Source organism: Streptomyces halobius, from assembly GCF_023277745.1.
GTDB lineage: Bacteria > Actinomycetota > Actinomycetes > Streptomycetales > Streptomycetaceae > Streptomyces > Streptomyces halobius.
The window spans coordinates 2,393,095-2,406,581 of record NZ_CP086322.1 but is presented as its reverse complement, the minus strand read 5'-3'; the positions used below and the strand labels follow the sequence as shown (position 1 = coordinate 2,406,581).

At 69.1% G+C, this 13,487-nt stretch carries 13 protein-coding genes and 1 pseudogene; 11 read left to right on the top strand and 3 right to left on the bottom strand.

Annotated features, from left to right (window positions below; genetic code table 11):
* Window positions 1-12: 12 nt before the first annotated feature.
* Window positions 13-210, bottom strand: a pseudogene (locus tag K9S39_RS11390) (XRE family transcriptional regulator); the annotation flags it as partial.
* A gap of 155 nt (window positions 211-365) precedes the next feature.
* On the opposite strand from K9S39_RS11390, the gene K9S39_RS11385 reads away from it, so the two are divergent.
* The 10 genes from K9S39_RS11385 (at window position 366) to K9S39_RS11340 (ending at window position 10,416) form a co-directional block, all read left to right on the top strand.
* Window positions 366-845: a ribonuclease gene (locus tag K9S39_RS11385; RefSeq protein WP_248863237.1), complete on the top strand. Its 480-nt coding sequence runs from the start codon at window positions 366-368 to the stop codon at window positions 843-845.
* Between the two features lie 324 nt (window positions 846-1,169).
* The gene (locus tag K9S39_RS11380) at window positions 1,170-1,838 is read left to right on the top strand and encodes a bifunctional 4-hydroxy-2-oxoglutarate aldolase/2-dehydro-3-deoxy-phosphogluconate aldolase (protein WP_248863236.1); all 669 of its coding nucleotides are present in this window, start codon (window positions 1,170-1,172) and stop codon (window positions 1,836-1,838) included.
* Window positions 1,839-2,228: 390 nt separating this feature from the next.
* Window positions 2,229-3,113, top strand: coding sequence for a transporter substrate-binding domain-containing protein (locus tag K9S39_RS11375; protein WP_248863235.1), 885 nt, complete (start codon window positions 2,229-2,231; stop codon window positions 3,111-3,113).
* A gap of 123 nt (window positions 3,114-3,236) precedes the next feature.
* A complete protein-coding gene (locus K9S39_RS11370) occupies window positions 3,237-4,010 on the top strand; it encodes a GntR family transcriptional regulator (RefSeq protein ID WP_248863234.1) in 774 nt (257 codons plus the stop codon).
* A 315-nt stretch (window positions 4,011-4,325) separates the two neighbouring features.
* Entirely contained in the window at window positions 4,326-5,348 is a 1,023-nt protein-coding gene (locus K9S39_RS11365) for a substrate-binding domain-containing protein (protein ID WP_406707906.1), read from the top strand.
* A 211-nt stretch (window positions 5,349-5,559) separates the two neighbouring features.
* Entirely contained in the window at window positions 5,560-6,573 is a 1,014-nt protein-coding gene (locus K9S39_RS11360; RefSeq protein ID WP_454894954.1) for a sugar ABC transporter substrate-binding protein, read from the top strand.
* A complete protein-coding gene (locus K9S39_RS11355; protein WP_248863232.1) occupies window positions 6,570-7,643 on the top strand; it encodes an ABC transporter permease in 1,074 nt (357 codons plus the stop codon). Before K9S39_RS11360 ends, K9S39_RS11355 begins: the two co-directional genes overlap by 4 nt.
* The gene (locus tag K9S39_RS11350) at window positions 7,640-8,497 is read left to right on the top strand and encodes an ATP-binding cassette domain-containing protein (RefSeq protein WP_248863231.1); all 858 of its coding nucleotides are present in this window, start codon (window positions 7,640-7,642) and stop codon (window positions 8,495-8,497) included. Before K9S39_RS11355 ends, K9S39_RS11350 begins: the two co-directional genes overlap by 4 nt.
* 231 nt (window positions 8,498-8,728) lie before the next feature.
* Entirely contained in the window at window positions 8,729-9,850 is a 1,122-nt protein-coding gene (locus K9S39_RS11345; RefSeq protein ID WP_248863230.1) for an ROK family glucokinase, read from the top strand.
* A gap of 17 nt (window positions 9,851-9,867) precedes the next feature.
* A complete protein-coding gene (locus tag K9S39_RS11340; protein WP_248863229.1) occupies window positions 9,868-10,416 on the top strand; it encodes a hypothetical protein in 549 nt (182 codons plus the stop codon).
* On the opposite strand, the gene K9S39_RS11335 is transcribed toward K9S39_RS11340, so the two are convergent.
* On the bottom strand, window positions 10,406-10,627 hold the full coding sequence (locus tag K9S39_RS11335) for a hypothetical protein (protein ID WP_248863228.1): 222 nt from the start codon (window positions 10,625-10,627) through the stop codon (window positions 10,406-10,408). The genes K9S39_RS11340 and K9S39_RS11335 overlap by 11 nt on opposite strands.
* Before the next feature lie 113 nt (window positions 10,628-10,740).
* On the opposite strand from K9S39_RS11335, the gene K9S39_RS11330 reads away from it, so the two are divergent.
* Window positions 10,741-12,093 carry an NAD(P)/FAD-dependent oxidoreductase gene (locus K9S39_RS11330; protein WP_248863227.1) on the top strand — a complete coding sequence of 451 codons (1,353 nt, stop codon included), beginning with the start codon at window positions 10,741-10,743 and terminating at the stop codon, window positions 12,091-12,093.
* Window positions 12,094-12,442: 349 nt separating this feature from the next.
* Here the strand turns inward: K9S39_RS11330 and K9S39_RS11325 are convergent, their stop codons facing one another.
* Complete coding sequence (locus K9S39_RS11325; RefSeq protein ID WP_248863226.1) at window positions 12,443-13,225, bottom strand: class I SAM-dependent methyltransferase; 783 nt, start codon at window positions 13,223-13,225, stop codon at window positions 12,443-12,445.
* Between the last annotated feature and the right edge of the window lie 262 nt (window positions 13,226-13,487).

The following is a 13,487-nucleotide window of genomic DNA, read 5'->3' as shown; positions in this document are numbered from 1 at the left end:
CGGGAACGCCAGGCCCGGATGGACGCGCACCAAGTCGCCCTGGGCGCGCTTCGGTACATGCACCCGCAGCGCCTGCATCGCCCGCCCTGCACCGCCCACGGTCCAGTACGTCCAGCCACCGGCCTCCGACGCGTCCGTACGGCCGGCCCGTACGATCGGGTCCGGCTCGGGCGCGGTCTCGACGAGCAGGTCGGATACCGTGGTGCCGTAGGCAAACACTCCTTGGGGTGCTCCTCCGACCCCCCTCCCACGTGGCGCCCTGGCCCTCCTCTCCCCGGCCTGCCCCATTTGACCGTGTGAACTCCCGGGAAACTTATGAACGTGGGATTGACAGGGTCATGTCTACGCGCGTCATTCTGGAGGGCATGAGAATCCCCCCACGGATCACCAGGATCGGCGCCGCGGGCGCCCTCGTATCGGCCCTTCTCATCGGCGGATCCGCGGCCGCCGCCCCGTCCGCCGTCGCCACGGCGCACCCGGCCACCGCGTACGCCGCGACGGCGCACACCACAACCGCTCACCCCTCGGGCGCGCACGCCGCGTCCGCGCGCGTGAACGCCGTCGGCGACATCTGTTACTCCAAGCTCCCGTCCCAGGCCCACGACACGCTGGACCTGATCGAGCAGGGCGGGCCCTACCCGTATCCGCAGGACGGCACGGTCTTCGAGAACCGGGAGGGCATCCTCCCGAAGCAGAACTCCGGCTACTACCACGAGTACACCGTCAAGACACCGGGCTCGCCCGACCGTGGCGCCCGCCGCATCGTGACCGGTGAGCGGGCGGACGAGGACTACTACACCGCTGACCACTACAAGTCGTTCGACCTCATCGATCGCGGCTGCTGACGCGCGGCCGGGAGAGCGGCGGCCGGGTGCATGGGCATCCCGGCCGCCGCCGTGTTGTGCGCTCTCCGTGCCCTCCGTTCGCGCGCCCGGTCCACGGCGGCTCTCCGCGTTCTCGGCGGAAGAGGAGCGCGGTAAGGACCCCCGGAGGAGGACTGTCGGTGGGGCCCGGTAGCGTTTCGGCAGAAACGAGGAGTGGGCGGGCATCGGCGGCAAAGGGGCCATGGTGGTCGGTCGCCGCGGCGCGTGCCGCAGGCAGTGCCGCGTTCGCCGTGGGTCATGGCGAGGCGGTATGCGCGTGGAGACAAGGAAGGGCGGCGAACTGCCGTGTATCGCTGGGAGATCACCCGGGCCGCACTGGCGCAGCGTGTTTTCGCCATCGTCCGCAGCAAGACCTACGACGAGGCGAGCGCCACGGCCGACACCCTGCTCTCCGCGGGGATCACCAGCCTGGAGATATCTCTGACCACGCCGTTCGCTCTGGAGGCCGTCACCACCCTCACCCGCGAGCTCGGCGATGACGCGGTCATCGGCGCGGGCACGGTCCTTGACGCGATGTCGGCCCGGATGGCGGTGGACGCCGGTGCCCGCTTCCTGGTGTCGCCGAGCCTGGACGCCGAGGTCATCCGTACCGGCCACCGCTATGGGGTCCCGGTCTTCCCGGGGGTGTCGACGCCTACCGAGATGGTCCGCGCCCTGGAGCTCGGGGCGGACGCGCTCAAGCTGTTCCCCGCCTCCGGGTACGGCCCGTCCTGGCTGCAGGACGTACGCGCCGCCCTGCCTCAGGCGCCGCTGCTGCCGACGGGCGGGGTGACGGTCGAGAGCGCGCCGGAGTGGGTAGCGGCCGGCGCGGTCGCGGTCGGCATGGGCTCGGCTCTCTCGGACGGCGACCGCGACACCGTCGCCAAGCGCGCCGCCGAACTCCTCACCCGCCTGGCCGAGATCACCCCTGACGGGCTGGGGGCCGGGGGCAGGGGCGGCCTCTACGACGACTGAGGCGACGGAGACGAGTCGACGGAGACGCGGCGGGGACGAGGGAGCGGCGGAAGCGGGCGCATGCCGGGGACGAGGACCCGGCGGAATCGAGGGGACGACGGGAGACGAGGGCACAACGGGTACGAGGACGCGAGCGGCATGACCGGGCGTCAACTTCCTTACCGAGGCGCCCGATCGTGTTCACGCTGCTCGGCGTCCCACCGGCCGGTCAGGGGGTTCACCTGGCACGTGAGCTCTGCCAACCTGAGCGCTTCGATCACACGTGATCGCGGTCCGGTCGGCCGACGACTGAAGGTCGCGCGGTCGAACCGACCGTGAACCGAGCCCCGCGTCCAGCCGCCCGGTCGCCCGGTCTCAACCGTCCACCTCCCGCCGCGTACAGGAGTCCCCATGAAGCGCGCCGTCACGCTCCCCGTCCTGGCCTGCCTGCTCGCCGTCACCGCTGCCGCCCCGGCGGGCCCGGAAGGCCACCACGTCACCCCCGCACCGACGCCGGGGGCCGCACCTGTCGCCGCCGACGGGCCGACGGCCGCCGCCCACACCGCCACAAAGCGCGCCCAGCGCCCCCGTACGCTTCTCGACGCCATTCCACGGCGCGGTGTGCTGCGTGTCTGCACCACCGGTGACTACCGCCCCTTCACCCACCTCGACCCCAGGACCGGCAAATACAGCGGCGTGGACATCGAGATGGCCGAAAACCTCGCCGAGAGCCTGGACGCCAAGCCGCGTTACGTCGCCACGACCTGGGCCGAGCTCGTCGGCGACCTCGCGGCCGGCCGCTGCGACATCGCCATGGGCGGCGTCTCCATCACCCTCGCACGCGCCCGTACCGCCTACTTCAGCGAGCCCACGCGTACGGACGGCAAGACGCCCATCGTGCGCTGTGAGGACAAGGACAGGTACCGGACGCTGGAGCAGATCGACCGGCCCGGGACGGATGTCATCGTGAACCCCGGCGGCACGAATGAGGAATTCGCCCGTGCGCACATCAAGCGCGCGACCCTCAAGGTCCACCCCGACAACACCACGATCTTCGACGAGATCATCGCGGGCCGGGCGGATGTGATGATGACGGACGCCGGCGAGACCCGCTATCAGGCCAAGATCCACCCCGAACTGTGCTCGGTCCACCCGGACAAGCCCTTTTCGTTCTCCGAGAAGGCATACGCCCTCCCGCGCGGCGACGACGCGTTCAAGGCGTATGTGGACCAGTGGGTGCACCTCGCCACCCATGACGGGACGTACCGGAAGTACGAGGACGCGTGGATGAAGTGACCGGCGTGGCTCGCGTCGGTCCGTACTTCCCCTGACCCGCTCCGCTCACCCCCACCCCATCTTGTCCGGACAATGTGACCTCTGGACTTCCCGTCATCTGCCCGGACGGTTACGCTCGCGGGCGTGGGGAAACGCGAGACAGAAGCCGCGGGTGCCGAGAGCCCCGTTCAGTTCAGCGTGGACCGGAGCAGTCCGGTCCCGCTGTATTTCCAGCTGTCCCAGCAGCTGGAGGCCGCGATCGAGAACGGCAGGCTGGCTCCGGGCAGTCTGCTCGGCAATGAGATCGAGCTGGCCGGCCGGCTCGGCCTGTCCCGGCCGACGGTGCGGCAGGCGATCCAGTCGCTGGTCGACAAGGGGCTGCTGGTCCGTCGCCGGGGCATCGGTACCCAGGTCGTCCACAGTCAGGTCAAGCGCCCCCTGGAGCTGAGCAGCCTCTATGACGACCTGGAGGCGGCCGGGCAGAAGCCCGCCACCCGGGTGCTCCTCAACACCACCACCGAAGCGGACGCCGAAGTCGCCGCCGCGCTGGGGATCGCCGAGGGCGCGGAGGTCGCGTTCGTCGAGCGGCTGCGCCTCACGCACGGTGAGCCTGTCGCGCATCTGCGCAACTACCTCCCCGTCGGGCTGCTGAAGCTGGAGACCGCCGGCCTGGAGGAGACCGGCCTGTACCGCCTGATGCGGACGGCCGGGATCACCCTGCACAGCGCCCGTCAGGCGGTCGGTGCGCGCGCCGCGACGGCGGAGGAGGGCGAGCGGCTCGACGAGCCCGAGGGTGCCCCGCTGCTCACGATGCAGCGCACCACGTTCGACGACACCGGGCGGGCGGTCGAGTTCGGCTCGCATGTCTACCGCGCGTCCCGTTATGCCTTCGAATTCCAGCTGCTGGTTCGCCCCTGAGCGCCGAACTCCGTAAATACCTCGGGTGGGGCGAGTTTCCCGATCTTGGAATTCCGAGGGCGGAATGCCGGAATTCTGGGCGCCCGGGACTGACATGTCCGGTTGCCCATTTCTTGCTCTCGGCCCCGCCCTGGGCCCGCGCTCAGTTGCCTCCGAGTCCGCCGGGAGGGCTGGTGGCGGCCCGTATGAACCGTTATGCCCCGATCTGCCACACCCCAGCGTCAGAATGTTCGGACAAAGTATTGACGTGGCTCCATACGCGCCTTAGAACTCTTCCAGCCGCATTCAGGCGGCCGGGAGAAAGGCGGTCCCACGATGATCGGCGTGCGAAACGTACGTATGGCTCGACCCGTCAAAGTCCTCAGCGCGGCGACCCTGGCGGCGGTTTTCACGCTGGTCGCAGGGTGCGGCAATTCCGGAGGCGAGGAGTCCGAGGACGCGTCCGGGGAGTCGGCCAGACGTAAGGGCGTCAGTACGCCCCGGATGACCATCGGAATGGTCAGCCACTCCGGTGCGGGTGACACCTTCTGGGACATCGTCCAGAACGGCGCCGAAGCGGCCGCCGCCAAGGGCAACGTGAAGTTCCTCTACGCCAACGACAAAGAGGGCGCCAAGCAGGCGGAGCTGGTGCAGTCCTATATCGACGCGAAGGTCGACGGGCTGATCGTCACCCTCGCCAAGCCGCAGGCCGTCAAGGCCGCCGTCCGCAAGGCCGTCGCGGCGGGCATTCCGGTCATCACCATCAACGCCGGCGGCGAGTTCTCGAAGGAGTTCGGCGCGCTGACGCATATCGGCCAGGACGAGTCGGTGGCAGGCCGGGCGGTCGGCGACGAACTGGACGAGCGGCACGCCAAGAAGGTCCTGTGCGTCATCCACGAGCAGGGCAACGTATCGCTGGAGGACCGCTGCGCCGGTGTCCGCAAGGGCTTCCGGGGAACGGTCGAGAGCCTCAACATCGACGGCACCAACGCCCCGGCCTCGCAGTCCTCGATCGAGGCCAAGCTGCAGTCCGACACGTCCATCGACGCGGTCGTCACGCTCGGCGCGCCGATGGCGGCGATCTCCGTCAAGGCCAAGGAGGCCGCCGGCAGTGCCGCACAGGTCGCGACCTTCGACCTGAACTCCGCCGTCGTCAGGCTGCTCAAGACCAAGAACGTCAGCTTCGCCGTCGACCAGCAGCCCTACCTCCAGGGCTATGAGGCGGTGGACCTGCTCTGGCTGCACCGGACCAATGCCGATGTGCTGGGCGGCGGCAAGCCGGTGCTCACCGGACCCGCCCTGGTCAGCGACAAGGACGTACCGAAGTTGGAGGAGTACACCGGGCGCGGGACCCGGTGAAGCCCCAGGGGAGGCGGGACCCGATGAACCGGTACAGATCACCGGTAACGGATACTTGTGCGATTGGGGCCGGCCGCTCGGCGCCGGTGCGCGAAACCGTACATAGAAGGAAAAGGCGACCGGCGCGGCTGACACCGTCACCACAGCCGACACGGTCGAGACAGCCAATACAGCCGACACAGCGTGACATCAGCGGGAAGGGCAAGTCCTCGTGGCAAGGGTTCGGAGAAGGGGACGCGTCGTGAGCGTCGTTCTGGCAGCGACGCTCGGCGCGTCGCTGGCGGGATGCAGCAGCACCGGTGGCCTGCGTGCGGAGAAGGAGCGTGCCGCCCAGGCCGCCGGTGGCAAGGCCGCGGTGAACACCCCCAGGTGGACGTTCGCGATGGTCACCCACTCGGGAGACGGCGACACCTTCTGGGACATCGTGCAGAACGGTGCCCAGCAGGCCGCGGACAAGGACAACATCAACTTCGTCTACGCGCACGACAAGGAGGCCGGCCGGCAGAGTCAGCTCGTGCAGACCTATATCGACCAGAAGGTCGACGGGCTGATCGTCTCGCTTGCCAAGCCGAAGGCCATGAAGGACGTGGTCCTCAAGGCCCAGAAGGCCGGGATACCGGTGATCACGGTGAATTCCGGGGCTGCGGAGTCGAAGGAGTTCGGCGCGCTCAGCCACATCGGCCAGGACGAGACGGTGGCCGGCGAGGCCGTCGGCGAGCAGCTCAACGAGCGCGGTAGGAAGAAGGCGCTCTGTGTGCTGCACGAGCAGGGCAACGTCGGTCACGAGCAGCGCTGCGACGGTGCCGAGAAGACCTTCAAGGGCGATCTGCAGAGGCTCTACGTCGAGGGCACGAACATGCCCGATGTGCAGTCCTCGATCGAGTCCAAGCTCCAGTCGGACCGCGGGATCGACGCCGTCGTCACCCTCGGCGCGCCGTTCGCCGCCACCGCCGTCAAGGCCAGGGACCAGGCCGGCAGCGACGCCGAGATCGACACCTTCGACCTCAACGCGCAGGTCGCGGACGGCCTCAAGGACGGTTCGCTCGGCTTCGCCGTCGACCAGCAGCCCTACCTCCAGGGCTATGAGGCGGTGGACCTGCTCTGGCTCTACAGGTACAACGCCGACGTGCTCGGCGGCGGCAAGCCGGTGCTCACCGGCCCCCAGGTGATCACCAAGAAGGACGCCGCCGCGCTGCAGGAGTACACGAAGCGGGGCACACGATGAGCACCACCGACGCCCCCCTTCTGCAGCCCGCGGGTCCACCCGCCGAGGGCACCGACGATGAGCGCCTGCTGCACCGCTCCCTGGTGCGTCGGCTGATGAGCCGCCCCGAGCTGGGCTCGGTCGTGGGCGCCGTCGCCGTCTTCATCTTCTTCGCGATCGCCGCCGAACCGTTCCTGCGGGCGTCCAGCCTCTCCACCGTGCTGTACGCGTCCTCGACGATCGGCATCATGGCGGTGCCGGTGGCGCTGCTGATGATCGGCGGCGAGTTCGATCTGTCGGCCGGTGTCATGGTCGTCAGCTCGGCGCTGATCTCGTCCATGGTCAGTTACCAGATGACGGCCGACAACTGGGTCGGTGTCGGGGTGTCGCTGGTGGTCACCCTCGCCTTCGGGGTGTTCAACGGGATGCTGCTGACCCGTACGAAACTCCCCAGCTTCATCATCACGCTCGGCACGTTCTTCATGCTGACGGGCCTCAACCTCGGCTTCACCAAGCTGATCAGCGGCACCGTCTCCACGAAGTCCATCGCCGACATGGAGGGCTTCGAGTCGGCCCGTGCGGTCTTCGCCTCCCACGTCACCGTGGGGAACGTCGACATCCAGATCACCATCCTGTGGTGGATCGCGATGGTCGCGGTGGCCACCTGGATCCTGCTGCGCACCCGCGTCGGCAACTGGATCTTCGCGGTGGGCGGCAACGCCGACGCGGCACGGGCGGTCGGTGTCCCGGTCACCAAGACCAAGATCGGCCTCTACATGGGCGTCGCCTTCGCCGCCTGGGTCTCCGGCCAGCATCTGCTGTTCTCGTACGACCAGATCCAGTCCGGCGACGGCGTCGGCAACGAGTTCCTCTACATCATCGCGGCGGCGGTCGGCGGCTGTCTGATGACCGGCGGCTTCGGCTCGGCGATCGGCGCCGCGGTCGGTGCCTTCATCTTCGGCATGACCAGCAAGGGCATCGTCTACGCGCAGTGGAATCCGGACTGGTACAAGTTCTTCCTCGGCGCGATGCTGCTGCTCGCCACGCTCCTGAACGCATGGGTCCGCAAGCGGGCGGAGGACAGATCATGACGGCCCTGGAAAAGAAGCTCGACGAGAAGACCGCACCGGACCGGAAGCCGGCCCTGGTCGAGCTGACCGGCGTCAGCAAGTTCTACGGCAACATCAAGGCGCTGGCAGGCGTATCCCTGGAGGTGCACGCCGGGGAGATCACCTGTGTGCTGGGCGACAACGGCGCCGGCAAGTCCACCCTCATCAAGATCGTCGCGGGGCTGCACCAGCACGACACGGGCACCTTCACCATCGAGGGCGAGGAGGCCCGGCTCTCCTCCCCGCGGGAGGCGCTGGACCGCGGCATCGCCACCGTCTACCAGGACCTCGCCGTCGTCCCGCTGATGCCCGTGTGGCGGAATTTCTTCCTCGGCTCCGAGCCGAGGACGGGAGTGGGCCCGTTCAAGCGGCTCGACGTGCGCACCATGCGCGAGACCACCCGCAGCGAGCTGCTGCGGATGGGCATCGACCTGCGCGACGTCGACCAGCCCATCGGTACTCTCTCGGGCGGTGAACGGCAGTGCGTCGCCATCGCCCGCGCCGTCTACTTCGGCGCCAAGGTCCTCGTCCTGGACGAGCCGACGGCGGCGCTCGGCGTCAAGCAGTCCGGCGTCGTCCTGAAGTACGTCGCGGCCGCCCGGGACGCCGGACTCGGCGTGGTATTGATCACCCACAATCCCCACCACGCCTACCTCGTCGGCGACCGCTTCGTGCTCCTCAAGCGCGGCGCGATGGCCGGACGCCATGCCAAGTCGGAGATCGCCCTGGAAGAGCTCACCCGCCAAATGGCGGGCGGCAGCGAGCTGGAACAGCTCAGCCACGAACTCGCCCGCACGGCGACGCCGGAGTTCCCCGGCGGCCACCGGCCTGAATAGCACGGCCTCGCCCCCGACGCGCCCCGCGGCCGACCCACCGGCCGCGGGGCGCGTTGCCCCACGTCGCGGTGCGCCGGACGGTGCGCGTGATGCACAATCGCACCGAAACGAAGCACGCCGAGGCCCCGGCCTCCTGAGACCCGCAGGGACGAGACGACTCTTGCGAGCACGCAGCCGCCGCGACCGTAACGGCATCCGTAACGGAGAACGTCACGGGAAAGGGGTGGGTCGATGAGCACGTACCGGGAACGGGTGCACCGAGGCACCGCGCGGGCCACCGTCCTGCGCACGGTCGGCACCCGGGAGCGGCGTTCGCATCTGACCGCGCCCCGCGTGCCCACCGTCGGCATCGACATCGGCGGCACCAAGGTCATGGCGGGTGTGGTCGACGCGGACGGCATCATCCTGGAGAAGGTCCGCACCGAGACGCCGGACAAGTCCAAGAGCCCCGAGGTCGTCGAGGACACCATCACCGAGCTGGTGCTCGACCTCTCCGACCGGCACGACGTCCACGCGGTGGGCATCGGCGCGGCCGGCTGGGTCGACGCGGACCGCTCCAAGGTGCTCTTCGCCCCCCATCTGAACTGGCGCAACGAACCTCTGCGCGATCGCCTCGCCGGCCGTCTGGCCGTCCCGGTCATGGTCGACAACGACGCCAACACCGCCGCCTGGGCGGAGTGGCGGTTCGGTGCCGGACGCGGCGAGGACCACCTCGTCATGATCACCCTCGGTACGGGGATCGGCGGCGCGATCCTGGAGGACGGCGCCGTCAAGCGCGGCAAGTACGGCGTGGCCGGCGAGTTCGGCCATATGCAGGTCGTGCCCGGCGGCCACCGCTGCCCCTGCGGCAACCGCGGCTGCTGGGAGCAGTACAGCTCCGGCAACGCCCTGGTCCGTGAGGCCCGCGAGCTGGCCGCCGCCGACTCCCCGGTGGCGTACAACATCATCGACCGGGTCGGCGGGCGGGTCGGCGACATCACCGGACCGCTGATCACCGAGCTGGCCCGGGAGGGCGACGCGATGTGCGTCGAACTCCTTGAGGACATCGGCCAGTGGCTCGGCGTCGGCATCGCCAACCTCGCCGCCGCCCTCGACCCGTCCTGCTTCGTCATCGGCGGTGGCGTCAGCGCCGCCGACGACCTGCTGATCGGCCCGGCCAGGGACGCCTTCCGGCGCCATCTCACCGGCCGTGGCTACCGCCCGGAGGCCCGGATCGCCAAGGCCCAGCTGGGCCCGGAGGCCGGCATGGTGGGCGCCGCCGACCTCGCACGTCTGGTGGCCCGCCGCTTCCGCCGTGCCAACCGGCGCCGCGTCGAGCGCTATGAGCGCTACGAACGGGCCGGCCGACGATGACTGAACCGGATCCGCTGATGAACGACGACCGCCAGCCCGCCCTGCCGACCCGTGCCAGGCGCGGTCGCAGATGGCTGTCCGCGCTGATCATTTTCCTGCTGATCGCGATCCCGGCGGGCTATATCGTGATCTCCGCCGAACAGAGCCGCGAAAGCGGGGAGGACAAGGAACAGGAGGCCGCCGCCACCGGCCTGACCAATGCCTTCCCCTCCCGGGTGCAGCAGCGGATCTACAACGTCCCGGTGCCGATCGGCTCCACCCCGGTCTACTACTACGAGACCAACTCCTGGGAAACGAGCTCGCTGTTCGTGCAGTTCCGCACCAACGACTGGGGCCTTGACCACTATCTGAAGTCCATCGGGAGCAGCACCGCCGCCCTCAAGAAGGACCACATCACCATCCCGTCCGGCCAGGCGGCGAAGGTCGGCTGGGACTTCGGCGTCGACTGGCCGTGGGCCGGGACGACGGTCGAGGCGAAGCCGCCGCAGCCGGCGCAGCGGATCATGGTCAGCTTTGATGAACCCGGGCATCCGGTCGTTTACGTGGTCTCGACCGTCAAGTTCTGACTTCTCCCGTACTCCCCGGACCGCCATCGCCGCGGCCCGTACTGGCGTCGTCCCGGTCGATGGCCGGGAACAGGTCGAGGAGGGACGGCGGCGAGGAGACCGTCATTGCGGTTCCGGCTCGGTGCCGCGAGATCACCAGGAACGTCTCGGTGGCCGCGACGACCAGGCCGACGGCCGGGTCGAGCCGCCGGCGGACTCGGGGCAGTATCACCCTGATTACGGAGCGTGCTCAGTGGCTTACGCCTTTCGGAATACCTGTCGGCCGTTCGGGGCAGGGAAGGGCCCGGGAGCAGCGGGGTTCGGTCCGCAGAGGGAGGGAGCAGCATGCTCATGGATACGGACGTCCGGCACGCGGTGGTGATTGGGGCGGGCATGGCGGGACTTGCCGCCGCCCGTGTCCTGGCCGACAGCTTCGAGGTCGTCACCGTCATCGAACGCGACACGCTTCCGAAAGCGTCCGCACCCAGGGCCGGGGCACCGCAGGGGCACCATGTCCATGGCCTTCTGGCCCTCGGCGCCGAGGTGTTCGAGGGGTACTTCCCCGGGCTGCGGGCCGAGCTGGAACAGGCCGGTGCGCCGGTGTGGGACTGGGGCGAAGGGCTGTGTGCCGTGCTGCCCAACGGCACCCCACCGCCCACACCGATGGGCATGCCTATCCAGACCTTCTCCCGTCCTCTCCTGGAGCATGTTCTCCGTCAACGGGTGACGGCACTGGAGCCCGTCACCTTACGGGACGGACTGGCCGTCACCGGCCTGCGCACGGCCACGCCTGGGAAGGTCACGGGGGTGCGCGTCAAGGACGGCGACGGCGAGGACGAGATCGCCGCGGACCTCGTGGTGGACGCCTCGGGCCGCTCCTCCCACCTGCCGCGATGGCTGGCCGCCCTCGGCCTGCCCAGCCCCCGTACGACGACCGTCGACGCCCAGCTCGGCTACGCCTCACGCACCTACTCCTACCCGGAAGGACAGGCCCCGCCCTCATGGATGGGCGTGCTGCAGCCCCTGCGGGCCCCCGACTTCCACAAGGGATGCTACGCGATCCAGATCGAGAACAATGCGCTCCACGTCACCCTGCACGGAGCCAAGGGAACCCAACTTCCCCACAGCGACGACGACTTCCTCGCCTTCGCCAAAACACTGCGCGGCCCTGTCGCCGACACCATCGCCTCCCTCACCCCCACATCCGCCGTGCGCCGCTACGCCCGTACGGTCAGCCGAAAGATCGCCTACCACCGCCTTGCCCGCTGGCCCGACGGGCTGATCGCCCTGGGGGACTCGGTGTGCACCTTCAACCCCGCCTACGGTCAGGGCATGACCGTCGCCGCCCTCGAAGCCCGTCTCCTGGAGCAGATGCTCGGCAACAGGCGCGCCCGCACTCCCCTCGACGGGCAGGTCTTCCAGAAGCGGCTGGCCCGCGTCACCGCCTCCTCATGGCTGATGGCGACCACCCCCGACCGAGCCTGGGAGCAGTCGCGGCCCGCCTGGCCCGTCAAGGCCGGCAACTGGTTCATGAACCGCCTGATCGACACCGTCCCCCACGACCCGCAGCTCTACACCGCGTTCTCCGGCCTCTTCCACATGACCGCGAGGCCCCTGACACTGGCCGACCCACGCCTGCTGTCCCGCGTCCTCATCGGCCCCCGCCCAGGAGGAAGCCCGCGTACGACCACGGCCTGATACGACGCATTTTGCTTTGCCACCACCTGCCTGGCGACGGCGGAACTCTCCCGCCCGACGTCCAGGGATCTTCCCGGCGCTCAGTGGCCGAGCTGGTTGACGATGGTGCGAAAGAGCGAGGGGGCCGCTGTGCAGGGCTACGGCAGCAGTACTTCGTGATCAGGCTGGCGGGAGGGATGTGAGGACCTGATGGGCCGGAACGCCGGCCGCTTCGCCCGAGTCGAACCCCGCCGTTGGGCACGGGGGTTGGAGCTGGGATTGCTGTCGGACCCGCCGCCGGAGCGTCAGGAGCAGGGCCAGGAGCGACCGCTCCTTGGCCCCATTCTCATCTCTCCGCGCTCCTGGGCTGCTAGAGAGTGATGCGGATCTTGGATTGCTTGTGGGGAAGCTGATCCCAGTCCTCCATCGGGCGGGCGGTGAGCCCATGGGTTTCGGCGAGAGCGGTGAGGGTGCCGGTGCGGTAGTAGAAGTCCTCGCGCAGGACGTGGTGTTCCGTGCCGTCGGTGCGGTTGTAGGTGAAGTCGAAGAAGGCATTCGGGGCCATGACACGGCCGATGTGTGCCAGGCACTCGTCGATGACTTCGATGGGGCTGTGGGAGAAGACGCTGTGAGCGTGCACCACAGTGAAGTACGCGTCGGGCAGGGCCGCCAGGCGCAGATCGCGGACGAGACTCAGATGGGGACGTTTGTCCTGGAGCCTCTGCTGGACCAAGGTGTCCCCGGCCGCGAGGAGGATCTCGGGGGAGATGTCGATGCCGTAGTAGTGGCCGACATCCAGGTAGTCGATGAAGCGCCAGCCTGCGCGCAGGTTGCCGCAGCCGATCTCCAGCATGCGGTCCTTGGAGGTGAGGCCGTGCCGGATCAGGTAGTCGAACTGCATCTGGCCAAGCGCGAGCCACCGCTCGTGTGAGGCGCTGCCGACGGCGGCCGAGGGGCTGGTGGCGGCGTCGGCCTTCATGACCGCCCGGTAGTAGGCGACGTGGTCGCGGGTGGTCAGCCGCAGGCTGCAGTCACGGGCGAGACGACGCAGATAAGGCCGCACGCGGTCGGGGTTCTGCACGGCATAACGGATCTTGTGGCTAAGGCTGGCGCGGTTGGTGTGGGTGCGCGCCGGGCCGGTGAGCTCGGTCATGTGGGCCTCCTTCTCCTCTACAAAGTCAACGAGGCCGGCGGCAGGAAGGCCCGGTAGGATTCCCGGCCGCGCACATGCGACAGCGGGGCGGATCGCGACGGGTGGCAACGAAAAACAAGGTTCGCCCTCGCCACCACCATCAGGGAGTCGAAGCGACTCAAGGCATGGACAGGCTCCGGGACCGGAACAGGCTCCGGGACCGGGACCCGTTGGCCGGGCGGGCCGACTCCCGGACCCGGCACCGTCGCACCACGTCCGCTCC

What these genes read in the sequence shown, in the direction of transcription:
- K9S39_RS11385 (WP_248863237.1), top strand. Translation starts at nt 366, where the DNA reads ATGAGAATCCCCCCACGGATCACCAGGATCGGCGCCGCGGGCGCCCTC.
- K9S39_RS11375 (WP_248863235.1), top strand. Translation starts at nt 2,229, where the DNA reads ATGAAGCGCGCCGTCACGCTCCCCGTCCTGGCCTGCCTGCTCGCCGTC.
- K9S39_RS11365 (WP_406707906.1), top strand. Translation starts at nt 4,326, where the DNA reads ATGATCGGCGTGCGAAACGTACGTATGGCTCGACCCGTCAAAGTCCTC.
- K9S39_RS11355 (WP_248863232.1), top strand. Translation starts at nt 6,570, where the DNA reads ATGAGCACCACCGACGCCCCCCTTCTGCAGCCCGCGGGTCCACCCGCC.
- K9S39_RS11350 (WP_248863231.1), top strand. Translation starts at nt 7,640, where the DNA reads ATGACGGCCCTGGAAAAGAAGCTCGACGAGAAGACCGCACCGGACCGG.
- K9S39_RS11345 (WP_248863230.1), top strand. Translation starts at nt 8,729, where the DNA reads ATGAGCACGTACCGGGAACGGGTGCACCGAGGCACCGCGCGGGCCACC.
- K9S39_RS11340 (WP_248863229.1), top strand. Translation starts at nt 9,868, where the DNA reads ATGAACGACGACCGCCAGCCCGCCCTGCCGACCCGTGCCAGGCGCGGT.
- K9S39_RS11330 (WP_248863227.1), top strand. Translation starts at nt 10,741, where the DNA reads ATGCTCATGGATACGGACGTCCGGCACGCGGTGGTGATTGGGGCGGGC.
- K9S39_RS11325 (WP_248863226.1), bottom strand. Translation starts at nt 13,225, where the DNA reads ATGACCGAGCTCACCGGCCCGGCGCGCACCCACACCAACCGCGCCAGC.